This is a genomic window from Bradyrhizobium sp. ERR14, from assembly GCF_014198235.1.
Classification (GTDB): domain Bacteria; phylum Pseudomonadota; class Alphaproteobacteria; order Rhizobiales; family Xanthobacteraceae; genus Bradyrhizobium.
This window is the reverse complement of record NZ_JACIHD010000008.1, coordinates 213,057-236,932: the sequence shown is the minus strand read 5'-3', so window position 1 is coordinate 236,932 and position 23,876 is coordinate 213,057. Positions and strand designations below refer to the sequence as shown.

Sequence of the window (23,876 nt, the reverse complement as noted above, 5' to 3'; positions counted from 1 at the left end):
TGGTCCAACCAAGGTCTTGAATCTTGATACCCTTCCTGGATCTGAAAGCCCAATATAGCCAGATCAAGCCGGAAATCGACGCCGCGGTGGCGAGAGTCATCGGGAGCGGGCACTTTGTGCTCGGGCCGGAGGTGACCGCCTTCGAGGGGCGCTTTGCGGGTTATTGCCGGACTGCCCATTGCCGCGCGGTGAACACCGGCACTTCGGCGCTTCACCTTGCCTTGCTTACGGCAGGTGTCGGACCCGGTGACGAGGTCATCACCGTATCCATGACGTTCGTCGCGACCACCGCGGCCATTATCTACAGCGGTGCCAAGCCGGTGTTTGTCGACGTTGACCCTGTAACGTGGACGATGGATCCCGGCTTGATTGAAGCTGCGATAACACCACGAACCAAGGCGATCCTTCCGGTTCACCTCCACGGGTTGATGGCCGACATGGATCCGATCATGGCCATCGCGCGTCGTCACGGCCTGGTCGTCATCGAGGACGCCGCGCAGGCGCATGGCGCCGAATACCGGGGACGTCGAGCAGGCTCGATTGGCGATCTAGGATGCTTCAGCTTTTACCCTGGCAAGAATCTGGGGGCGTTCGGCGAGGGTGGAGCCGTCGTAACTCATAGGCCTGAATTCGCGCACCGCGTGTCACTGCTGCGAGATTGGGGGCAGGAGGCGAAGTACGACCACGCCATCCCCGGATATAACTATCGTATGGACGAAATTCAGAGCGCGATATTGAACGTCAAGCTGGACTACATTGAGAGTTGGACGGAAGCGCGCCGGTCGGCGGCTGAGCAATACAATGCACTGCTGTCTGAGCTCCCATTCGCGCGTCCCCAGCCGCCAGGGCACGCCCGTCACGTGTATCACGTCTATGCGGTCAGATTGGAGGAGCGCGATCACGCACTGTCGCTGTTGCGTGATGCCGGAATAGGCGCCGGGATTCACTATCCCGTTCCGGTGCATCTGCAAAGAGCCTACGCAGAACTCGGCTACCGCGCCGGCGATCTCCCCGTCACCGAGATGCTGGCGAACGACTTCCTCTCTCTTCCCATTTATCCGGAGCTGCTGCCGGAACAGGCGGCCGAAGTTGTCGCCACATTGAGGAACGCAGCGATGCTGCGGCCCAGTGAAGCGGTTGGCGCCCGAGCGGAGCATCCACAAAGCGTCATGACATGGTCCCACAACAGGAGAGCGTCTTGATTGATCTCAAGGGAAAGCGCGTTCTGGTCACCGGCGGCGCAGGCTTCATCGGGTCCCACATCGTTGATCTGCTCTGCGACGAGGGCTGCATTGAAATTGTTGCTCTCGACAACATGGTCAGAGGCCGACCGGAAAATCTTCGGCGCGCGCTCGGGCGCGGACCGGTGAGATTGGTTCACGGCGACATACGCGATCGCAAGCTGATGGAAGCATTGGTCAAGGCGGCCGATATCGTCTTCCACCAGGCCGCACTTCGCATCACTCATTGTGCGGCCGAACCACGCCTCGCCAAGGAGGTTATGGTCGACGCCACCTACGACCTGCTGGAGCTGTGCATCAAGCACGACATTCAGAAGATCATCGCGGCGTCTTCGGCATCGGTATATGGCATGGCCGAGGAATTTCCGACGACGGAGCGGCAGAATCCGTACAACAACCGAACTCTCTATGGAGCCGCCAAGGCGTTTAACGAAGGCCTTCTGCGGGCCTTCAACGATGTATGCGGCCTCGACTATGTGGCGTTCCGGTATTTCAACGTCTACGGCAGCCGGATGGACATCCACGGACGGTACACCGAGGTCTTGATCCGCTGGATGGAGCGGCTGGAGGCCGGATTGCCTCCCGTTATCTTTGGTGACGGCCGTCAGTCTATGGATTTCGTTCACGTCCGCGACATCGCGCGCGCCAACATCCTTGCGGCCAGGTCAAAGATCACCGATGAGGTCTTTAACGTTGGAAGCGGCACCGAAACTAGCCTGACGGAGCTGGCTACGGCGCTTGCGTCCGTGATGGGACGCCGGGGCCTGACGCCTGAATTCGCGCCGGAGCGCTCGGTCAATCCGGTGCCGCGCCGACTGGCATCGACGGGCAAGGCGGAGCGTCTGCTGGGTTTCCGCACCACGGTTTCGTTGGAGCAGGGGCTCGCCGACCTCGTGAAATGGTGGCGATCCGAACGCGAGCTTGCTTCGGACCACCAGCGGCAGGCGGCAGCATCGTGATTCCGATCGCTTTGCCGCTGCTAGCGGACGAAGAGGCTGACGCGGCGCGCGCAGTCGTGCTGTCGGGCTGGGTATCGCAAGGTCCGCAGGTGGCCGCATTCGAGCGCGAGTTCGCTGCACTTGTCGGCGCACCGCACGCCTGTGCCGTCTCGAATTGCACGACCGCGCTCCAGCTCGCCTTGGCGGCGCTGGACATCGGCATCGGCGACGAGGTGATCACGGTCAGCCATTCCTTCATCGCGACTGCAAACGTCATCCGACATCAGGGAGCCACTCCGGTTTTCGTCGATATCGAGCCGGAGACATATAATCTTGATTGCGCCCGGTTGGCCGAAGCCATCACCGAGCGCACGCGTGCGATCATCGTCGTCCATCAGATGGGCATGCCGTGCGATATGGCCGCTCTTCTGGCCATAGCGCGCCGCCACGGGATCGCCGTGATCGAGGACGCGGCCTGTGCTGCCGGATCGCAGATCCGGATGAACGGGGAATGGGAGTCGATCGGCAGGCCGCATGGCGACATTGCCTGCTTCTCCTTCCATCCGCGAAAGGTGATCACGACGGGTGAGGGGGGAATGCTCACCACCGCGAATGCCGAGCTTGATCGCAAATTCAAGCTCCTGCGCCAGCACGGCATGAGCGTTCCCGACACCGTGCGGCACAATTCGTCGTCCGTGATCTTCGAGGAATACGTCGTTGTGGGCTACAACTACCGAATGACGGACATGCAGGCCGCCATTGGGCGCAAACAGCTCGAGCGGCTCCCGGAACTGATTGCGCGCCGGCGAGCCGTCGCCGCAAATTATGCCGAACAGCTCGGCAATTTGGAAGGGTTGCGGTTACCGACTGAACCAGCGTGGGCCAGATCCAACTGGCAGAGTTATTGCGTACGTCTTCCAGACCGCCTCGACCAGCGCATCGTTATGCAACATCTCCTCGATAAGGGCATCGCGACCCGCCGCGGTATCATGTGCGCCCATCGTGAGCAGCCTTATTCGGCCCTTGTCCAGACACAGGATCTGCGTCAATCCGAGCTCGCCCAGGATCGGTCGATCTTGCTGCCCATCTATGCACAGATGAGCGCCGAGGAGACCTCGAGGGTGAGTGCTGCGGTGCGGGCAGAGTTGGAACGATGATCCCGGGGATCGCCGACCAAAAGGCATTGCGACTTTTGGTCGTGATCGCGAGCTATGGGACTGCCAATAATGCCCACCTGGATCGAGTGATCAAGGAATACCGGTCCATGTCGTTCGACGTGGATATCGTCATCATCTCCAACATCGACAAGAAGCCGGCTGCAGACATCGAGTGTGTCGTTGGCCTTCCCAACAAGAATCCCTGGTCGCTTCCCTTCGCGCACAAAGAGTTGTTTGCAGCGCGGGCTGATCAGTATGATATGTTCATTTATTCCGAAGACGATATCCTGATCACTGAAAGAAATATTCGAGCGTTTCTCGAAGTGACCTCAGTGTTGAATGAGGGTGAGGTTGCCGGATGGATGCTCGTCGAGAGAGCGTCGAACAGCGAATTGAATTATCCGCAGGCCCACGGTTCCTTCCACTGGGATTGTACGTCGGTCAAGACCAGGGGAAATTACCATCTTGCTCATTTTACCAACGAGCATGCTGCCAGCTATATGCTCACCCGGCAGCAGCTTGCCAGAGCAATTGCGTCCGGCGGCTTTTTGGTCGGGCCTCACGAAGGCAAGTACGACCTGCCTTGCACCGCTGCAACCGATCCATTCACCCAGTGTGGCTTCCGGAAGCTGATACCAATTTCCCATATCGACGATTTCTCGGCGCACCATTTACCGAATAAATATATCAACCGGCTCGGCGTCGATCGCCGGCAATTGGACGCACAACTATCCGTCCTGATGCAGATCGCGCGTGAGGGAAACGATGCCGTTCCGCTATTCAGCGCCGAGACCAGGCTCTGGCACGGCATGTATTCGAAAGACTACTACGAGCCGGCCAGGGACGAGGTGTTGTCCGCTGTACCGCAAAGCGCGGCCGTATTGTCGATCGGGTCCTGCTCGGCTGCAAACGAACGCCGATTGCTGGAGAGAGGAAACCGAGTGGTGACTATTCCCCTCGACCCCGTTGTGGGTAGCGGCTTGGCCCAGCTTGGGGCTGAGGTGGTGTTAGGGGACGTCATAACGGCGAGATCAAAAATTGCAGCGGAGCGGTTTGACCGACTGCTGTTCGTTGATGTCTTGCAATTCATTCGTGATCCGGCGCATCTCCTCAAGCTGTTTGCCGATCTCCTGGCTCCGGACGGGCGAGTGATCATTTGCGCGCCAAACCGCCCCTCTCTTCGGTATGCCTGGGAATGCGCGAAATCCAGCAGCGTCTTTCGACGCTGGGGGAGCTTCGATGCTGTGGGGATCCACGACACGACGAGCGGTAAAATTCAGAGGTGGTGTGCGCAAGCCGGTCTGGCGATCGAGAAGATTGAGAGGCGCGCTCCGCATCGCGCCGGTCTGAGGTTGAAATTCCTGTCTTCTGTGCTTGCACCCGACCTTGTTGCGACCGCCACCAGGCGTGAATCGCTAAGGCCGTTCCTTCGCAAGGATCACGGCATTGAGCAAATGGAGGTTTCCAGAAGGAGCGTCGTTCAATGAGCTTGGAGGCTGCCAGAAGAATCCAGATCGACGACATGCAGGGACGCGCCGGTGCTGCGCAGGACACGGCTGCGCAAAGCTACTACATCCGCTCTCGCCGCGAGATACGGTCGTTACTGCCCAGCCGCGCCTCCCGGATCCTCGAAGTGGGACCTGGCGCAGGCTTCACTCTTGCCTGGCTCAAGTCGATCTACTCTGCCGCCACGACATTCGGAGTCGAGCTCAATCAAGAACTTGAAGCCGACCTCAAACTGAACGCCGATGTCGCGATGATCGGAGACATCGACGATTTGATATTGCGAGTCGGTAGCAAGTTTGACCTGATCTTGTTGCTTGATATCCTTGAACATGTTCCGGATCCAACGCGAACTCTTCAGGCCATCACCAGAAACCTTCTCATGGATGGTGGGCGCGTAATCGTTTCTGTTCCGAACATCGCGCATCTGAGCGTGACGCTTCCGCTGCTCTTCCAGCGTCGATTTGAATACACAGATTCGGGGATTCTTGACCGCACCCATTTGAAGTTCTTTGTCGAAGGCACCGCCGTCAGGCTTCTGAACGATTCGGGCCTGGTCGTTAAGGATGGTCTGGTCACGGGCATTGAGGGTCCAAGATCGAAGATGTTGGACAGACTTACCTTCGGCGGCCTGACCCATCACCTGGCAAAGCAATATATTATGGCGGGTGAGCTCACCACTGCATCGACCGCGCAGCCGAAAATCAACTGGAAGAAGAACCGGCTGATCAGCTAGCAGCGATAGCCGTCAGGCGGACCGCTCCAATTCCCGAAGAGGCGCACTCGGGCGCGTCAACTACGAGCGGGACAATCCGCAAATTCACCTTCGAGCATAGAACGTGAAATCGCCCCAAGCAGGACCTCGGCATGCCGTTTGGAGCATATGACGGGATCAAAGCGGCCTTTTGAATCTGCCGACAGTTGTTCGCGCACCCTGGACCAATAGTCGCGATGAGCGACGACTGACTTCATGGCGGAGACGAGTTCATCCATATTCTTCTGCGGCCGAAATCGCATAAGGCTCGAACTATGCCAATTTGCGCTTTCGGGATCGCCAACCGGGTTCGCCACAACGAAGCCTCGGCTACCGTCCAGACCGATCTGCTCACGCGCGCCGCCGACATCACTCACGATTGTAGGTAATCCCGCGCTTAGCGCTTCCATGGAGGCCAATGACCATCCCTCAAAAAATGAGTTCAGAACAAAGCAATCGGCGGCGGCCAGCAGGATGGATGGATCTGGAAACGAATGCCGCAGGTGGATCCGGTCCTTGCAAGGCATCTTGTCGCGAAGCGTACGGACTTGACGCGTGTACACAGCATCGTCCAGGCGGCCGGCGATCAGCAGATGGACCTTGTGATCATCTTCTGCGACTTCTGAGAATGCCCGCACCAAGCCGTATGCATTCTTCTGGACCGTGTGACGACCGAGCGAGAGAAAGAGAAACTCGTCATTGAGGCCCAGCCAGGCCCGGGCCTTCGACCGGTTCACCGACGGGCGATGTGTCTGGTTGAATGCATTGGGGATGGTGATGACCGCACGAGCGGAATAGGCCGGATTGCCCGACAGGTACTGACGCCGCACGAGCTCGCTTACCGCGACAAAGCAGGTGACGAGTTCCGATCTCTGACGCTCCTCCATCCAATTGGTGCTTATGGGGGTCGGAATGCCGTGGAGCGTCTCCACGACCGGAACGCGGGCATCTTTGGCCGCCTTCAAGAGCCAACCCGGCGGATCGTGCGCGCTGATAACGTCAGGACGGTTCGTTTTCATCCAGAGACAAGCGTCGCCTGGCGAGGCGGCAACAACCGCCGTGCCTTCCCTCTGCAAGATCGTGAACAATTGTCCGACGGGCGCCGACGATGAATGTGCGCACATAACCGTCACACGAAGCCCGAAATGGGGGAGGCGTCGCGCAAGAAAGGCGACAAATTCATCTAGCCCGCCGGCGTCGAGCACCGGAGTGACGATGAGGCAATGGACACTTCCCGGCGACACGAGAAAATCGTCCAGATTCGACACGCTGCTGGTCGGAATAGAGGCGGGCGCCGCCGGGGCATGCGGCGCGACCATGGCATCATATGGCATGAGCGGCTTCGACCAGTCGTCAACGAGACTGTCGTCTCCGGACGCCAACCGGCTGCCAATGAACAGTTTCTTCCCGATACGTCGCACGCTTCGCGGCAGGCGCCAAGAGTTTCGTTGTGCCCAAAGCGTCGCACGCCCTCGCAAGGAAAGGTCGTTCTGCCTGAAACCCGTCATGAGTTCAAATGCCGTCGGTCTCGATTTCGTGATACCGATATACAGCGTGCAAATTAAATATTAAACACATATTGCGGCGGGATAAAAATCCAATTAAACAGGTGGCATTATTCTTGCGGCCGTATTCAGGATGTACGATCACATATGTCGCCTGGTGATTTGATGAACAGCCGGTCTGGATTGTGGGCAACCAATATTGGGAATGCGGGCTCAAAAATCATGGAAGGCGCGCGGAGGCCTTTGGCAGGAATGGATGCGCCGTGAGTTCCATTGATGCGATCATACCCTGTTATCAGTATGGGCATTTCCTTAGAGAATGCGCCGACAGCATATTGAGGCAGTGCGGACCCGAGTTGCGGCTGCTGATTATTGATGATGCCTCGACGGACAATACAGCCCAGGTTGCGCAGGAACTGGTTCGTGCAGATCCTCGGGTCGAGTTTCGCAGGCATTCTGTCAATCACGGCCACATCGCCACCTTCAACGAGGGGATCGACTGGGCCACTGCGGACTACATGATTCTGCTCTCTGCAGACGATTACCTGATGCCCGGTGCGATCGAGAGGGCTGCGAGGTTGATGGATGAGAATCCCTCCGTCGGCCTCACGTTTGGAGGCGCAGTCGCGCTTTGCCAGGAGCGCGAGGAGGTTGTGCCGCTGCCGCCGGAACTTGGACCTGGTACGAAGATACTGGCCGGCAGCGATTTCATCAAAATGGGGGGGTGCAGAAACATAGTCCTGGCGCCAAGCGTGATGGTGCGAACCAGCCTGCAGAAGAAGGTGGGGGGATATTTACCGGATTTGACGCACAGCGGCGATATGGAGATGTGGCTGCGGTTCGCCGCGCATGGACCCGTCGGCTTCATCGATGCGATCCAGGCCGTGTACCGGCGACATTCAACCAACATGTCAGGCGGATATTCGGCCGAGCAGGATTTCGTTCAACGCAAGCTGGCGTTGGAGCATTTCCTGGATAGCTGCGCTGGCGTGCTTCCGGACGTCGACGATCTCAGGTCCTGGTTGACAAGCCATCTGGCGCTCGACACGATCAGTTGTGCGAGCCGAGCTTTCAATGACGGAGACGTTGGGTTATCGGAGCGCCTTTCGGCGATAGCGGCAAAGCTGGACCCGGCGGTCACGAGATCGCGTCGTTGGTGGCTTCTCGCCAGCAAACGGCAGTTGGGATCGCGCGGGTGGCAATTGCTGCGACCTGCTATCGAGCGGCTGAAGATGTTGTAATCGGCTCCGAGGCTCACGGGCTGCCACGCTGCAAGCCGCGTTTCGGCCCGACGGCGTGTTCCACCGCTGGATCGGGCTAGACCGGATACATCGCGGACTCCCGCAGCGATGCCCTGATGCCGATGCATACTCCCCAGAAGATCCAGAGGTAGTTCCAGTAGTGGACCGTCAGCCCGGTAAACATGAGCATGACGACTGCGACGGTGAATGCGATGCGCAGGCCCGACGCGCTGGGATCCTCCATGACGCCCTTGAAGCGCTTTTTTACCGGTAGAATGCTCGCAATGTTCGTCAGGATGAGCAGGAAAATCATAGGAAGTCCGAACCGTAGCGCGAACACCAGCCACACCGAGTCGATCGTAGTATCGAGAATGTCGTGATTGAGCAGGGCGAATGCGTATCCGGTGAAGGGAGAATACATGATCTTCTGTGTCGCTGCGTCCCAGATCAGCATCCGAAAGTAACCCGAAACCGGATCGAAGGTGAGGTGGGAGATGATCCAGCCTAGCGGGTGATTGGCCACGGCCAGGATCACGAGAACGATCGTAGCCAGACACACTTGCAGCGCGCGCCATCGTCCAGAAGTTTGCTTCAGTGCCGTATTATAGAGGTAAAGCATCAGGACGAGGAGACACGACAACAACGGCGCGGAGGACAACGACAGCAGGCAACCGAAAACGCACAAACCTCCCCAAAGCATCCTCGACAGTGGCCGTTGCTCCGAAAACAGCAGGATGGCGCAAGCGACGGTGCAATAGGTGCCCAACAGAATTGGGTGGTCGAACGTCGAGGCGGCTCTTACCCAATACAGCCTGTAGTCGGGCGAGAGCGGCGCATAGCTGCCGAAGGCGGCAGAAAACATCTGCTGAACAATGAGCCGGCCAGAAAGATTATCGAAAAGGGCCAGCAGGACGATGTAGGCAGTCACGATCTTAAAGGGTTGAATGAAGCTTTGAATTGCCGCCGGCCCGAAGAAAAATCCGCGGGCGACGATGTAGCCGCCCAGAAACTCGAGGCTCTCGGCGGCGGTCGATGAGATCGCACTCGACCCGCTGGTGTAGGTGGCGGCTGCGAACATCCAGGCTGCGACGGCACATGCAAGATAGTCCGAGGCGAGGATGTGACGACCGGTCCTGAGCAGTCTTGCCGCTGCAGGTATTATGAGCAGCAGGATGCCGATCCGCCCGACCGTGAGTTTCGCATCGGCGAGATAAAGCTGGACTTGCGCCGCCGGCAGGATGAGCCCCATCAGCAGCAGCCAGGCCGGCAGCTTGCTGCACCGCTCAGCGGCTTGCGGCAAAGCCGTACTTGTCAGGCCGAATTCGCCGCCCGCAACCGTGACGCTCATGAGAGAGCCGCCTTGCCCGGTGATCCCGCTTCGATTTGAACGCGGCGGCTGTTGTCGTCAGTCAAGTACCAAGTGAACGTGACCGAACGCGGCGCCAGTCCGCTCATGAAATGTCCATTCTGAAAGACGTACGGCCGATAGCCGATGTCGGAAACGAATTCCGAGATCTCGTCCGATGCGAAGGCGCACATCAGTGCCGGCTTGTGCCGTCTCAGCGTGTGCTCCGACCCTCGCAAGATCTCCAGCTCGGCGCCCTGAGCGTGCACCTTGATCAGGGAGGGCGACATTGCAAAGGAATCGAGCGTGTGGCACTCGATCCTGTGTTCCTCCACGCTCAACTTGGACTGATCGAAACGGTACATGCGGCCGCCATCGTTCAGCCACTCGGTCGCCGCCTCCCGGGAGGTCGCGGCCATGCCATCGCAAGCCCACCGACCGTAAGAGGGGACGAAGAACGTAATGGTGCCCGGCTTGGCTCCGAGAGCGCAGGGGAAGATCGAGACGGACCGATCTCCGGAGAAACGGAGTTTGAGCCGCTCGGCCGAGAGCGGTTCGGGCTCAAAGGCCACGATGCTCGATTGCGGCCTGAACCTCTTGAACGCCTGGATGCTTTGTCCGCGATTGGCCCCGATGTCGACGATCAGGCCATTGGCGCTGGAGGTCCAAGTCGCGCCCCTGTACTCGGGTTTTGCGAGGTAGGAGGCCGCCGCGTCCTTGAATGCGAATCGCGCCGCGGCAACGCCGGGGATGTTCGCATATGCGAAACGGGCAAAAGGCTTCAAGTTCATGACGATAGGACCTTGCCCAAGCGCATGCAGCGGCTATTAATCGCATATTAAACAAAATAAATGTGATTGCAATATCCGTCATTTAAATATAGGGAATCTAGATAATTTATTAAATCGTGCAGCGAAAGTTCCCATGGCGACCGCGTTGAAGGTTGGCGAAACCGATGCTTCGTATGGGCTGGCGGAGAGCCTCGTTTCCGAGGTCGCGGTGCTCATCGTCGGTTACCGGAACTCGGAGGACGTCGTTGATTGCCTGTTGGCATTGTCGCGTGCGACCACGTCGCCCACTTTCGACATCTTCATTTGCGAGAATGGCGGTCGTGATGCCTATCACCACCTTGTAAGCGTCCTGATCAGCGAAGAAGGGCCCTGCCGGCGGGGCCAATCGTTTGGAATCGCCCTAGATGACAACACCAGCCGGTTTACGAACGTTCAGCGCCTGTCTCTGCGCGGAAGATCGTCAAATGTCTGGGTGGGGTGCGCCTACGACAATTTGGGCTATGCCGGCGGGATTAACGCGTGGTTGCGTCCCCTCTCTGCGATACCCACTTGGTGCGCCATCTGGATCCTGAATCCCGATACTCAGCCGACCGAATCTGCCTTGGCGGCGCTGCACGAACGGGCACAATCCGGCCGAAAGGCGATGGTGGGCAGCACCATTCTGGACAGCCTCGACGCAGATCACGTGAGATTTCGCGGCGGGCTTTCCTGGCAGAGGCTGGCGGCGAGAGACGTTGCCATAGGCCTGGGAGAGCTTATTGACATGTCCTGCAACATCGCCGCCGTTGAAGACGCGATGGATAGCCCTTCGGGGGCATCGATGTACGTGACCCGTTGGTGCATCGAGCGGATCGGCCTCATGGATGAAAGCTATTTTCTGTTTTACGAGGACATGGATTGGGGGCTTCGCGCAAGGCACTTGGGGCTCGGTTATGCGGCCGATTCGATCGTCATTCACAAGCGAGGTACGACGACGGGATCGGGCAGAGCTTCGGTGCTCTCCGTCTATCTCCAGCACCGCAATTGCGTTCGCTTCGTGCGACGGCATTTTCCGTGGTCGCTGCCTCTGCGAGTTGCGGTTTCGCTCATGTACGCATTCAGGTTCTTGCTGCAGGGCGCGCCAAGCAACAGTCGCGCAGCGGTCGAAGGACTTGTCGCGGGACTGAAGGGTGAGATGGGCCAGCCGAAGGAGCGGATGGCCCAATAGCGAAGCCGGGGGCGCCTCCAGATGCGGCAGCCGATCCTTGTTCAGGCGCTTCTATTGCTTGCGGTAGCGAGCCTCGAAGCCGGTGGAGTTGCTGCACGCGCGGCCGAGCGCAACAGGTCCGAGTGGCCCAACGAAACGAATACGGGAGTGCGGCCGGACGCGAAGCTGACGCCGTCTGGCGACGTCGTGGCGGATCAGGCCGGCGCGACCTTCTCAGGCCTCGACATTGCAGGCCGCGTCTACATCAAGGCGCCGAACGTGACGTTGACGGACTCCCGAGTGACTTCCGCGTCGTTTTACATCGTGAGAATCGAGCCGGGTGTAACGGGCACGGTGATCCGGAATTGCGAGATCAACGGCGTCGGCTCCGGCAACGATGGTTCGTACGGCATCGTTGGCCAGGGTACGTTTGTCGGAAACAACATCTATAATGTCGAGAACGGAATTGGCGTGTCCGGGTCCGATACGCTCATCCAGGATAACTACATTCACGATCTCCTTGCGTCCGGTTCTCCGCATTACGATGGCATCTCGATCGATGGCGGCAATTCCAACGTGGTCATCAGGCACAACACGGTCATCAATGCGCACACGCAGACCTCGGCGGTCATGATCGACAATTATTTCGGACCGATCTCGAATATTGAAGTCGACGGCAACCTGCTGATAGGCGGCGGTTACACGGTCTACAGCTCGGCGCAATTCAATGGCGGGGCGGTCGACGGGGTTTCTTTTACGAACAACCGGATGGGCAGAGGCAAGTGGGGCTATAGCTCGATTGTGAAGAACGTCCCGGTCTGGCGAGAAAATGTCGATGACGCGACAGGCCGCCGTGCCGGCCCGAGGTAATCAGTGCTTGGCTTCGGGCCTCCTGCCTATGCCACCCGCCGGAACCAGAACGAACCGGGCTGGCGCGAGGGTTCGCGCATCAGAACCGGACATGCGTCGTTCAGCCTGTCTCTGTGGGAACGGGCGAGCCAATTGACCGCGCCAATGATCTCGAAATGCGGGTTGAAGCTCAGGAACGCCTCGAGTAGATACTGTTCATTCCACAGCCAGCGGTCGCGAAGTATCCATTGAGCGGGATAGTCGTGCGGCGTGAAGACGTCGTGGACATGGATGATCACATTGGGGCGAAGCAGGCCGAGCACGTGCAGGTATTCGTGCAGCACGTCACCCTGCGGCCGGATCATGTGGGATGAGTCGATAAAGAGAATGTCATTCTCGTCCAGCGTCTCGAACAGGCTGTCGGGACAGCACTCGACCTTTTTTCTCAAAACCGTCACGCCAGTCGATTCGAGCCACGGCTGCTCAAACGGCTCAATGCAGATCTGCTCACAATGATATCGTGGATCGTCCTTCCTGTTCGCCGCTATCGCGAGGCGGGCCATGAGGGTCGAATTTCCACTGCCGACCTCGATGATGCGTTTGGGTCGGAAGTAACGGATCATATTATAAAGAAATTCGGCATCTCCAGGCTCGAAGGAGCCGTTGTGGTAGCCAAATTCGCCCGGGCCTTTTTGATGGACCGGAATTGCGAGTAGTTCGTCCCGGTAGTTGAATTGCGCGATCAGAGCGAGCTGTGCCGCTTCGTTCAGGTTCAGTCCGGCTATTTGCCTCGGCAGATCGAGATCGCGCTTCAGGTCTGCCGGAAAAACGATGGGCTCGTAGTAGTGATGCCGCACGATGGCGAACTGAAATCTGTCGCAGACAGACCTCGACAAGGGGGCTCGATCACGAAGGCGACTCACGAGGATTGCAAGCGGAGCAAAAAGCAGGATGAACGGCGCCAAAACCAGATCAAGTATTCTGTAAACAGACTTCCGGAAATAGTGCATGGATCACTTCCGATCTGAACGAAGAAAACGAGGGCAATCAGCGGTCCGATAACGCTCCATCTCGATGCACGAGAATATTGTGGCCCATTGGCATTCCACCGTCCAGACCACGGCCATCCCTCCAGTTCGTCCGGGCCGTAAAAACACGGGGCCGCCTGGGCTCTTTGCCTGCCGGAAAGGGCATCTTCAGCGTAGCTTTGGCAACAACGCAGCGAGCCTGGCGTGAGCGGCGGTCGATTGCGGGATAACTCCGCGCGCGATTCAACATCAGGCCCTCCAAGCGGCTCCTTCGAACGCCACATCTCTCGTGAGGTGTGGCCAGGAGCGTCTTGCCAGTAATCCTTTGCTGAAGGCAGGGATTATATATCGCCAATTAAATTGGAAAATGCCGAGCGCCCCGTGCTGGTGGATGAGCACGACCCTCTCTGCCGGCGCTGACGAAGATTGAAGTGAAAAAGTTCGCAGTGTGCTCTTGTGGCAACGCGCGAACACTCGCAATCTGGTGCAGCTTATATGGCGGAGTTGCTTCGGTTTTTTTTAATCCCGCTGAATTAAGTCGAGCGTTGGACCCAAAAAATGACCCTAGTCGCGCCGCCGTCTTGTCCCAAAAAAGCCCCCGCCGATGGAGCATGACACGGCCCGTGGCGCGCCTTTGGGGATGATGCGCCCACGTTCGATTTAACTGCGAAGGAGAAATTTATCTTGGCAACGACGACTGCGTGGCCTGATGCTACGAACACTGGAGTGTCGGCGGGCGTGACCCTCACTCCTTACTACGGGGATCTCGTAATCAACACAGCGGGCGCCGTGATCAGCGGCCTCGACATCCATGGATCGGTCTTCATCAACGCTCCGAACGTCACGTTGGAGAACTGCAAGGTTACGACCGACGCGTTCTACGCCGTGAGGGTTGCGACGGGTGTGACCGGGGCGGTGATCCAGCACAATGAGATCAATGGCGTCGGCTCGGGCAACGACGGCGACTATGGAATCATGGGTCAAGGGACGTTCATCGCCAACAACATCTACAACGTCGAGAACGGGATCGGAGTGGATGGAGGGAATACCCTCATCAAGGACAACTATATCCACGATATGATCGCGTCGGGATCTCCGCACTACGACGGTATCTCGATCGACGGGAATAACTCCAACATCACGATCAGCCATAACACGGTCATCAATGACCATACCCAAACGGCTGCGATCATGATCGACAACTACTTCGGGCCCGTCTCGGACGTCACTGTCGACAACAACCTGCTGTACGGTGGTGGCTACAACATCTACAGCTCGGCCCAGTTCAACGGCGGATCGGTCACGGGAGTGGTCGTCACGAACAATCATATGGGCGGGGGTTATTGGGGCCCGACGGCATTCACCGGCAACTCCCCGGTTTACACCGGCAACGTCGATGACAGCGGGACCCTTGTCGCGACGCTCAACACGTCTGCGAACAGCGGCTCGGGCTCAACAGCCCCGTCTGCCCCGACTGTACCATCCGCTCCCGTCATCGCGTCGTTCTCGACCGATAGCGGCACCGCTGGCGACAAGATCACCAACGACAACACGATCGAGCTCAAGGGGTCCGCTGCTGCCGGCAGCACGGTCAAGTTCTACGATGGTACGACCCAGATTGGTTCGACGACCGCGGATTCGAGCGGCAATTGGGACTACATCACGAAGGTCCTGACTGACGCCAAGCACACGCTGACCGCAACGGCGACTACCACATCGGGTCAGACCAGCGCGGCGTCGTCTGCGTTGGCAATCACCGTCGATACCAAAGCGCCGACCGCGCCGACCATGGCCAGCCATACGGTGAACAGTGCCAATCAGGTGGTGTTGTCGGGCACGGCGGAAGCGAGCAGCGTCGTCAAGGTATTCGACGGCACGACCCAGATCGGGACCGTCACGGCCGACAGCAGTGGCGCGTGGGGCTACACCAGCGCTGCCCTAGCAGCCGGTTCGCACAGCCTCACCGCCAAGGCAACGGACGCGGCAGGCAACACCGGCACGGCGTCCACCGCGTTCGCGGCGAGCATCAGCAACTCGGCCCCGACGTCACCGTCGTCGCCGACCGCGCCCACGTCGCCAACTGCCGGTACGGTCGTCGAGTCGGCCGGCTCGATAACTCTCGTTGAGAGCAGCGGCAAATTTTACCTCAACGGCAGCACCGGATCGGGCCCCACGCTGAAGGATGACGGTGTGGCGTTTGTGAAGGGGTCGGATGGCACCTGGGCACCGATTGGTGCGGAAAAGACTGCGACGGGCTATGAGGTTGTCTGGAAGGAGGCCAGCACCGGTCAGTACACGGCGTGGAACACCGACAACAACGGCAACTACGTTTCCCATGTCGACAGCCTGACCGGGTCAACGTGGGGGGGCTCCGTGTCGGGTACGGACTCCGGCCTGAAATCGCTGGAGGCCACCTTCCATCAGGATCTGAACGGTGACGGTCAGATCGGTACTTCCACAGCAACCGCACCGACGTCGCCAGCGCAGACAACTGGCAAGGTCGTCGAGTCGGCTGGTGTGACAAGTCTCGTTGGGAGTGGCGGCAAATTCTACCTTAACGGCAGCAGCGGAACGGGCCCTTCGCTGAAGGATGGCGGTGCCGATTTCGTGAGCGGGTCGGATGGCACCTGGACTCCCATTGGTGCGGAGAAGACGGCGACGGGCTATCAGGTTGCCTGGAAAGAGGCGAGCACCGGTCAATACACGGCGTGGAACACCGACAATGACGGCAACTACGTCTCCCATGTCAGCACCCTGACCGGCTCCACCTCGGGCGGCTCGGTGTCGGGTACGGACTCTGGCCTCAAGTCGCTTGAGACAAGCTTCCATCAGGATCTCAACGGTGATGGGCAGGTCGGTACTTCGAGCCTGGCTACGTCGTCCACGAGCACCACGCAGACCATTGCTACTTCGAGCTCAACGACCAGCAATACACAGACGAGCACTTCAGGCAATGACGTGTTCGTTGGCACCAGCAAGGCCGACACTTTCTCGTTTGCCGCGAATTTCGGCAACGATGTCATCAAGGGCTTCGTTGCCAGCGGACCTGCTCACGACACGATCGAGTTCAGTAAGAGCGTGTTCGACAGTTTTGCCAGTGTTCTCTCCCACGCGACCCAATCAGGCGGCGACGTCGTCATCGCGACGGGGGACGACACGCTCACGCTGAAGAACATGAAGGTCGGTTCGTTGACCAGCCAGGACTTCCACTTCGCGTAAGGTGTGGGCATCCACACCGAGTAGTACTCAACAACTGCCTTGGGGATCTCTTGGGGGATCTTCCGTCAAAGGCATGGTTCAAGGGCGACTACCATGATTGACTTTGGACGGCGGGGGGTATTCCCCCCGCCCGCGAATCTCATTCGGATTCCACTTCTTCACATATCAGAGCTCTGGGCGTCCGGACGACAGTGGGCGGATGACGCCGAACTGCGGCCCACGCGACTGATCGGCTTGGCGAGGCGGCCAGTCGAGGCCCTGCGGCAACGGATGTTCGCTGGTCGGTCCGGACCGGCGGAGCCCTATGAGGAACCGCAGTCGGAGATGTCGGCTTTCCTGCGGTCTTGCCGCCGTATTTTCTGGGCTCTCGCGGCCTTCAGCGGAATGAGCAATCTCCTCATGCTCACCGGCTCGTTTTTCATGCTGCAAGTCTACGACCGCGTGCTGCCCGGACGCAGCATACCGACGCTGGTCGCCTTGATGGTTCTGGCCACGGTCCTCTACGTGTTTCAGGGGGGGCTCGACTTCGTCAGAAGCAGGATCAGCGCGCGGGTCGGGCGGTATTTGGATGAAAGGCTCGGCGTTCGCATATTCGACGCGCTTGTTCGTCTGCCTTTGAAGACCAGGGCCGATGGCGACGGCCTGCAGCCGGTGCGGGATCTGGATCAGGTCCGCAGCTTTCTGTCGAGCGGCGGGCCGACTGCGCTCTTCGATCTACCCTGGATGCCGATCTATCTCGGCGTTTGCTTCCTCTTTCACTTCTGGATTGGCGTCACTGCGCTGGCCGGCGCGTTGGTGTTGATCGGCATTACCATGCTCACGGAAACCCGGACGCGCGGGCCGGCAAAGGCGTCCTCGCGTCTCGCAGTCTCGCGAGCGGCACTGGCGCTCGAGGGACGGCGAAATGCCGAGGTTCTGCAGGCCATGGGCATGCGGCAGCAGGCGGCGTTGCGTTGGCGGGATGTCAATGCGAAGTACCTCGCTGCACATGAGCGGGCCAGCGACGTCGCTAACGGGCTCGGAGGCGTCTCCAAGCTCTTTCGAGCGATCTTGCAATCGCTGGTTCTCGCCGTCGGCGCAGTCCTCGTCATCAACCAGGAATCGACGGCCGGGATCATCATTGCCGGATCAATCCTCACGGCGCGGGCGTTGGCGCCTGTCGAAATGGCCATTGCGAACTGGAAAGGGTTCGTTGCTGCCCGGCAATCCGGGGGGCGGCTCGATGCTTTGCTGAAACTTCTGCCCGGCGAGGAGGAGCGGCTGGCATTGCCTCCTCCTGTTGAAACTCTCACCGTCGAGCATCTCTATATCGGCGCTCCGAACTCGGAGCAGCCCACCGTCAATGACGTGTCGTTCCAGTTGCGGTGCGGGCAGGCGGTTGGAATCATTGGTCCGAGCGGATCCGGCAAATCGACGCTGGCACGTGCGCTGGTTGGGGTATGGCCGGGCATTCGAGGCCGGATACGGCTGGACAACGCCGCACTCGATCACTGGTCTTCTGACGCCCTCGGCAAGCACATCGGGTACCTGCCTCAGGACGTGGAGTTGTTCGACGGCAGCATCGCGATGAATATTGCGCGTTTCGATCCGCAGGCGACCGCCGCCGCTGTTCTGGAGGCCGCGCATGCCGCGGGCGCGCACGATCTCATCCTTTCGTTTCCGGATGGCTACGGCACGAAGATCGGCGAGGGAGGATTAGCACTGTCGGCGGGGCAGCGGCAGCGCATTGGGCTCGCTCGCGCCTTCTACGGCAAGCCGTTCCTGGTGGTGCTCGATGAACCCTCGTCCAATCTCGACGCCGAGGGCGAGGAGGCGCTGACCGAGGCGATCCTGAACGTGCGCCGTCGCGGCGGGATCGTCGTCGTGGTCGCCCATCGTCCGAAGGCGCTTGAAGGCGTCGATCATGTCTTGTGCCTCGGGGAAGGCAGGGTTCAGTCCTTCGGCAAGAGGGAGGAGGTCCTCAAGAAGGTCTTGCGAAATCCCGTGCCGCTCAAGGTGGTCGCGGAAGCTCAAGGAGGCAACCGATGAACGGCCAGGTGGTGGCGCCGGCATTGCAATCCATCCAGCGTTATATGATCGTCGGTATGATCCTGTTCGGTCTGGTGACATTTGGGATCGGCGGTTGGGCGACAACGAGCCAATTGTCGGGCGCGGTGATCGCCCAGGGCGTGGTCGTGGTGGATTCGAGCGTCAAGAAGGTTCAGCACTCCACGGGTGGGATCGTGGGTGAGTTGCGCGTGCGCCAGGGCGATCGGGTCAATGCAGGCGACGTTTTGATCCGCCTCGACGAGACTCAGACGCTCGCCAATGCGACGATCGTCACGAACAGCATCGATGAGCTGCTCGCGCGCCAGTCTCGTCTCGAGGCCGAGCGCGATGGTGCCGAGCAGGTCGTTTTTCCCAAGGTGTTGCTCGACCGAGCCAAGGAGAGCAACTCCGAGGCGAGCCGTGCAATCGCTGCGGAGCGGAAGCTGTTCGACCTCCGCCGTCAGGCAAGGAGCGGCCAAAAAGCGCAGTTGCAGGAGAGAAGCGCGCAGCTGGAGAACGAGATCAAGGGCTATACGGGGCAGACCGAGGCCAAGCAGAAGGAAGTCGAGTTCATCCGCCAGGAGCTCGAGGGCGTGCGCAGCCTCTGGCAGAAGAATCTGGTGCCGATCACGCGGCTCAATTCCCTCGAGCGCGACTCCGCACGCATCGAAGGCGAGCGCAGCCAGTTGGCCGGCATGATTGCGCAATCGAAAGGCAAGATCTCCGAAATCGGCCTCCAGAGCATTCAGATCGACCAGGACCTGCGGACGGAAGTCGGCAAGGACCTCATCGAAACGCGCTCAAAACTCTCCGAACTGGGCGAGCGCAAGACTGCGGCGGTCGATCAACTGCATCGGATCGATATCAGGGCGCCACAATCCGGCCGCGTCCACGAGCTCAGCGTCCACACGGTCGGCGGCATCATCTCACCCGGCGAGCAAATCATGCTGATCGTGCCTGACGCGGATTCGCTTGCCGTCGAGGTCAAGATCGCACCGAAGGACATCGACCAGGTCTATGTGGGGCAGACAGCGACGATGCGCTTCGCAGCGTTCAACCAGAAGACCACGCCCGAGATCGACGGCGAAGTGAGCATGGTCTCGGCAGACATCACGCAGGATCAACGTGCCGGCACGAGTTACTACACCGGTCGCATCCTGTTGAAGCCGGAGGAGCTGGCGAAGCTCGGTTCGGCCAAGCTGCTGCCAGGAATGCCGGTCGAGGTCTTCATCAAGACAGCTGGTCGGACCGCGCTGTCCTATCTGCTCAAGCCGCTGCACGATCAGGCGGAGCGTGCATTCAAGGAGCGCTGAGGCGTCGCGGAAGCAAGCAGCGCTCGACCGCATGCATTCGGCGCCGGCGCCCTATCCCTGGTCGCCGGCGTTGCGACCTGCCCCTGAAAGCGCGGCTGGGCGGCCGGACGCATCGGCGGCGGGCGTGCCCGGCCGACGAAAGCGCATCACGCGCCGGGACGGAGTCTGCGGTCTGATTTGAAAGCCCCGCCGCTGCGTTCTGGTGATGTCAGGCCGCCGCAGGATATTTAGCGCAGCGAACGTGGTGAAGTCACCCCACCGCCTGATCAACCTCAGTAAATCGCGCGGCTTTCGACGCATCGACCGTGACGGATGCCTGTTGCCCGTGGGCGAGACCAAGGATCGCTCGAACGAACGTCCGCTCAGTACGTCCATTCGCCTGGCGTACAGTGTCATCGCGGTCACGAAGGCAAGGATTATAGCTTCGGCCCCCAGAATGACGAGCAACTCATCTGGCATATGCAATCCTGTCCGGGAAAGTCCATTTTGAAGACTTGCCTCAGTGAATAATTAAATCAACAGATTTATTGTAATTTGACGTTGAGCTTTTGCTGCAGCTCCGTATCCGCGAGACGCACGGTGCGCGCTTCATGAGCCTTTCGATCGGACGACCCAGCCGATCAGGACTTCCCGCCCCACTCGTGCTTCCCCATTCTTCCTGGGGCACGAACCGCGGAGACCTGCTGCGACCTTCCCATGTCTATTTAATTACTATTAAAGCATTGAACGTTTATTTAAATTGAAATAGGATTAAATAATATAATCGACGCGTTTCCCACGACGGGGCGGCCGCGCTGTGCGGTGAGGATCCTGGCCTTAGTTCGGCGTTCGCAGGGGGATCGGCAGATGCAACCAACCTCGGGACCGATCATTGCGACAGCCTTGGCAGTCATGATCGGGAGCGTTCAGTGGGCGGGCGCGGCATTGTTGACCGCGCCAGGGGCTTCGCAAGCGGCCCTTGCGCATATCGAGCAGGGACGCCCGACCCTTCCGCCCCTCACTTATACGGTGTTTTGTCTGCGCTATCAGGCCGAGTGTCGCCCGCGGCGCTCATTCCGCGGCGGGCCGACCCGGTTGACGAAGGAACGGTGGGAGGAGCTGAAAGCAGTCAATCGCACCGTGAACCGCGCCATTGCTCCGCAGCCTAATGAACTCGGCCTTGCAGGTGAGGAGTGGATCGTTAACCCCGATCGTGGCGATTGCAACGACTACGCAGTGAGCAAGCGTCACGAACTGCTGCAACGCGGCTGGCCCGCGCGGGTCCTGCTATTGAGCGAAGTAGTCACCAGCTCTGGGGACCATCACCTTGTGCTGGTGGTGCGAGCCAGGAGCGGCGACCTGATCCTCGATAACCTCGTGCCCGAGATTAAGCTCTGGTCGCGGGTGCCGTATCGTTGGGTTCGCATGCAGATGCCGAGCGACAGCCGACTGTGGACGACGATTGGCCGTCCGGGAGCATGACTCCTGTCATGTGGCCGGAATCATGCGGAACTGCACCGGCGGGACGACTGTCTCAAAGCATGCAAGTGCGGTGAGGGCATCGGCTCTGGCGTGCCCCACTGACCTATACAAGTCTCACAAGTGGGGCTCCCGGCGCACTCGTCGTCATGACGCCGCGAGGCCCACGTTGCCGGCGGCCGAGGGGTCCACCCAACGCCGGATCGTGCCGTCATATATATCGGCACCATAGAGCCAGCCGTCGGGCCCCTTCTGCATGTCCACAATGCCTTGCACGTTGTCCACCAACTGGACGCTTGCGACCTGCCGGTTCGCATCGAGCGTCGCGGCGAAGATCGTTCCATTGTAGACGTCGTCGAAGAACATCGTGTTCTGATTGTAGAAATCTCCCGCGGTGATCACGTGGAAGTTGTCCGGTGCCCCGTGGCTCAGAGGCAGGATCGGGAACACGGCAGGCGGGTCGGACAAATTGTTGCGGTTGCCATTGTTGTAAAAGGTGATCGCCTGCGAGAGGTTCTGGTAGCTGGCGGTTTTGTTCGGACCTTCAAAGTAGGGCCATCCGAAATTCGAGCCCGCGGGCCCCGTATTGAGCTCTTCCCAGTTGTTCCAGCCCACGTCTCCGAGCACAGGCAGATTCGTGACGGGATCGAAGCTGAAGCGGTACGCGTTGCGGACGCCGTAGTAGAACACTTTCGACTGATTGCTGTTTGGATCGCCGGCCTGATAATACGGATTGCCCGGCGCTCCCTCGCCCGTGACAGGATCGATGCGCAAGAGCTTGCCCGAGAGGTTATGGATGTCCTGGACCCGCACTGCGCGGGGATCGACGAAGTTGTACGATGTGCCATCCCCGACCGTCATGTAGAGGTACCCGTCAGGGCCGAAATGAACGGCGCCGATCGAATGCGAATCGCTGTCGGTCGCAAGATAGTCGCGGATGTTCTGGTTCTGGATGCCGGCTCTGTCGGGATCGTTGTCCTGCGCTCCTGTCTCGATCTGGCTGGCGGGAGCCGTGATCGTGGTGCCGTTGACGATCCCGGAAGGAACGATGCTGGGATCACCGCCGCTGTTCGCGTCGGGACGGCTGGTATAGGCCCAGGTGCTGTTCTTGCCGACCAGCACCACTTCGCTGGCCGGATCGGCGATCATCGTGCTGGAGTCGACAGTGACCCTCACCAGACGACAAGGTCGGTTGCCGCCCTGATCGGCGGCCGCAAGGCCGCTCTGGCCCGCCGTCTCGGGCGGATCGTAGGTGTAGAGCAGGTAGACATAGTGGTTGGTTGCGAAATTCGGGTTCACCGCGATCCCCAGCAGCCCGCGATCACCGAAATCATTGATCTCGCTCGAAAGGTCGATGAGCGGAGTCGATCGCAATGTGCCGTTGTCCACCACCCGCACCACGCCGTCCTTCTGCGCGACCAACATGTAGCGGCCGTCGGGAGTCCAGTCCATCGCCGCAGGCTGGTTCAGCCCCGAGACGGCCGTCTCGCCCACGAGATTGCCGAGAGCGGGGTTGTCGTTGTCCAGGATCTTCACGGTCGTTGTCGCCTGAGCGCCAAGCGTGGCGCCCGTCGGATTGCTCAAGGTGATGGTGAAGGTCTCGTCGTTCTCCGGCGTCGCATCATTGATGATCGGCACCGAGATGGTCTGGCTCACCTGGCCGGCAGCAAAGGTCACCGTGCCGGATGTGGTCGTGTAGTCGGATCCTGCAAGTGCGCTGCCGCTGCTCGTCGTGAAGCCGGCCGTGGCTGCCTGACTGACGTTGCCGCTGCGGAGCAGCGTGATCGTCGCCGTCGGGCTGCTCTCCGCGACACTCACCACGACGTCCGCCATAGCGATCGAGGCGGGTGAGTCGTCGTCGACGATGGTTACGAGCACAGTGCGTGGAGCCCCGAGGGAGCCGGAGCCGGGATTTTGAAGGCCGATGGCGAACGTTTCGTTGCCTTCGATCAGTTGATCGTTGACGATCGGGATGGTGAAGCTCTTCGTGCTCTCGCCCGGCGCGAAGACGATCTGGCCGGTGTTCGCCCGACCGTTGAAGGTGGGCTGGATGAAGTCCGATCCTGCCGTCGCGCTTCCGCCGGTGCCGATTTCGTTCGTCGTGTACTCGACGGTGTTTTGCGACGAGAGGTCGCCGGAGCGTGTGACGGTGACGGTGGCCGTGCCGGCCGCTTCACTGGCATAGATCGTCGACGTGTTGAGGAGCGCGATGATGTTGGACGGGGCGAACACGACGTCGCGGAAGTAGTTTGCATTCTGATAGACGTTGGTCGGGAAGACGCCCTCGGTATAGTCGAAGACGCCGGCGCCGACCGGCGCG

At 59.7% G+C, this 23,876-nt stretch carries 17 protein-coding genes; 12 read left to right on the top strand and 5 right to left on the bottom strand.

All coding sequences use genetic code 11. From position 1 onward, the window contains the following. Window positions 1-23 precede the first annotated feature (23 nt). Genes GGD62_RS23420 through GGD62_RS23400 form a run of 5 tightly spaced genes read left to right on the top strand, consistent with a single transcriptional unit; the run spans window position 24 to window position 5,575 of the window. Window positions 24-1,202: a DegT/DnrJ/EryC1/StrS aminotransferase family protein gene (locus GGD62_RS23420; protein ID WP_183710422.1), complete on the top strand. Its 1,179-nt coding sequence runs from the start codon at window positions 24-26 to the stop codon at window positions 1,200-1,202. After that, on the top strand, window positions 1,199-2,200 hold the full coding sequence (locus GGD62_RS23415; protein WP_083859315.1) for an NAD-dependent epimerase/dehydratase family protein: 1,002 nt from the start codon (window positions 1,199-1,201) through the stop codon (window positions 2,198-2,200). The genes GGD62_RS23420 and GGD62_RS23415 overlap by 4 nt, the downstream gene beginning before the upstream one ends. Continuing rightward, entirely contained in the window at window positions 2,140-3,336 is a 1,197-nt protein-coding gene (locus GGD62_RS23410) for a DegT/DnrJ/EryC1/StrS aminotransferase family protein (protein ID WP_210286305.1), read from the top strand. The genes GGD62_RS23415 and GGD62_RS23410 overlap by 61 nt, the downstream gene beginning before the upstream one ends. Continuing rightward, complete coding sequence (locus GGD62_RS23405; protein WP_179731095.1) at window positions 3,333-4,823, top strand: bifunctional 2-polyprenyl-6-hydroxyphenol methylase/3-demethylubiquinol 3-O-methyltransferase UbiG; 1,491 nt, start codon at window positions 3,333-3,335, stop codon at window positions 4,821-4,823. Before GGD62_RS23410 ends, GGD62_RS23405 begins: the two co-directional genes overlap by 4 nt. Next, window positions 4,820-5,575 (top strand): bifunctional 2-polyprenyl-6-hydroxyphenol methylase/3-demethylubiquinol 3-O-methyltransferase UbiG, encoded by a 756-nt coding sequence (locus tag GGD62_RS23400; RefSeq protein WP_246783308.1) that lies wholly within the window; start codon window positions 4,820-4,822, stop codon window positions 5,573-5,575. Before GGD62_RS23405 ends, GGD62_RS23400 begins: the two co-directional genes overlap by 4 nt. A 56-nt stretch (window positions 5,576-5,631) precedes the next feature. Here GGD62_RS23400 and GGD62_RS23395 read toward each other — a convergent pair whose 3' ends face one another. Beyond that, window positions 5,632-6,927, bottom strand: coding sequence for a glycosyltransferase family 4 protein (locus tag GGD62_RS23395; protein WP_246783307.1), 1,296 nt, complete (start codon window positions 6,925-6,927; stop codon window positions 5,632-5,634). A 434-nt stretch (window positions 6,928-7,361) separates the two neighbouring features. Between GGD62_RS23395 and GGD62_RS23390 the strand changes: the two genes are divergently transcribed. Further along, a complete protein-coding gene (locus GGD62_RS23390; protein ID WP_183710420.1) occupies window positions 7,362-8,339 on the top strand; it encodes a glycosyltransferase in 978 nt (325 codons plus the stop codon). A gap of 76 nt (window positions 8,340-8,415) precedes the next feature. Here GGD62_RS23390 and GGD62_RS23385 read toward each other — a convergent pair whose 3' ends face one another. Together GGD62_RS23385 and GGD62_RS23380 are read right to left on the bottom strand one after the other, a co-directional pair. Beyond that, the gene (locus GGD62_RS23385) at window positions 8,416-9,687 is read right to left on the bottom strand and encodes a hypothetical protein (protein ID WP_183710418.1); all 1,272 of its coding nucleotides are present in this window, start codon (window positions 9,685-9,687) and stop codon (window positions 8,416-8,418) included. Then, window positions 9,684-10,475, bottom strand: coding sequence for an FkbM family methyltransferase (locus GGD62_RS23380; protein WP_183710416.1), 792 nt, complete (start codon window positions 10,473-10,475; stop codon window positions 9,684-9,686). Before GGD62_RS23380 ends, GGD62_RS23385 begins: the two co-directional genes overlap by 4 nt. 133 nt (window positions 10,476-10,608) lie before the next feature. Between GGD62_RS23380 and GGD62_RS23375 the strand changes: the two genes are divergently transcribed. Together GGD62_RS23375 and GGD62_RS23370 are read left to right on the top strand one after the other, a co-directional pair. Continuing rightward, window positions 10,609-11,682 (top strand): glycosyltransferase family 2 protein, encoded by a 1,074-nt coding sequence (locus tag GGD62_RS23375; RefSeq protein ID WP_183710413.1) that lies wholly within the window; start codon window positions 10,609-10,611, stop codon window positions 11,680-11,682. 21 nt (window positions 11,683-11,703) lie between these two features. Beyond that, complete coding sequence (locus GGD62_RS23370) at window positions 11,704-12,531, top strand: hypothetical protein (RefSeq protein WP_183710411.1); 828 nt, start codon at window positions 11,704-11,706, stop codon at window positions 12,529-12,531. A 26-nt stretch (window positions 12,532-12,557) separates the two neighbouring features. On the opposite strand, the gene GGD62_RS23365 is transcribed toward GGD62_RS23370, so the two are convergent. Then, window positions 12,558-13,520, bottom strand: coding sequence for a class I SAM-dependent methyltransferase (locus tag GGD62_RS23365; RefSeq protein ID WP_038948887.1), 963 nt, complete (start codon window positions 13,518-13,520; stop codon window positions 12,558-12,560). Between the two features lie 702 nt (window positions 13,521-14,222). Here GGD62_RS23365 and GGD62_RS23360 point away from each other — a divergent pair. The 4 genes from GGD62_RS23360 (at window position 14,223) to GGD62_RS23345 (ending at window position 21,559) form a co-directional block, all read left to right on the top strand. Then, on the top strand, window positions 14,223-16,757 hold the full coding sequence (locus GGD62_RS23360; RefSeq protein WP_246800251.1) for an Ig-like domain-containing protein: 2,535 nt from the start codon (window positions 14,223-14,225) through the stop codon (window positions 16,755-16,757). Between the two features lie 270 nt (window positions 16,758-17,027). After that, window positions 17,028-18,785 (top strand): type I secretion system permease/ATPase, encoded by a 1,758-nt coding sequence (locus GGD62_RS23355; RefSeq protein ID WP_179731453.1) that lies wholly within the window; start codon window positions 17,028-17,030, stop codon window positions 18,783-18,785. After that, complete coding sequence (locus GGD62_RS23350; RefSeq protein ID WP_018322876.1) at window positions 18,782-20,098, top strand: HlyD family type I secretion periplasmic adaptor subunit; 1,317 nt, start codon at window positions 18,782-18,784, stop codon at window positions 20,096-20,098. Before GGD62_RS23355 ends, GGD62_RS23350 begins: the two co-directional genes overlap by 4 nt. Before the next feature lie 846 nt (window positions 20,099-20,944). Continuing rightward, window positions 20,945-21,559, top strand: a complete 615-nt coding sequence (locus GGD62_RS23345) for a transglutaminase-like cysteine peptidase (RefSeq protein ID WP_183710409.1) — start codon at window positions 20,945-20,947, stop codon at window positions 21,557-21,559. Between the two features lie 144 nt (window positions 21,560-21,703). Here the strand turns inward: GGD62_RS23345 and GGD62_RS23340 are convergent. Next, window positions 21,704-23,876, bottom strand: a 2,173-nt coding sequence (locus GGD62_RS23340; RefSeq protein ID WP_183710407.1) for a Calx-beta domain-containing protein, incomplete at its 5' end; no start/stop codon positions are given.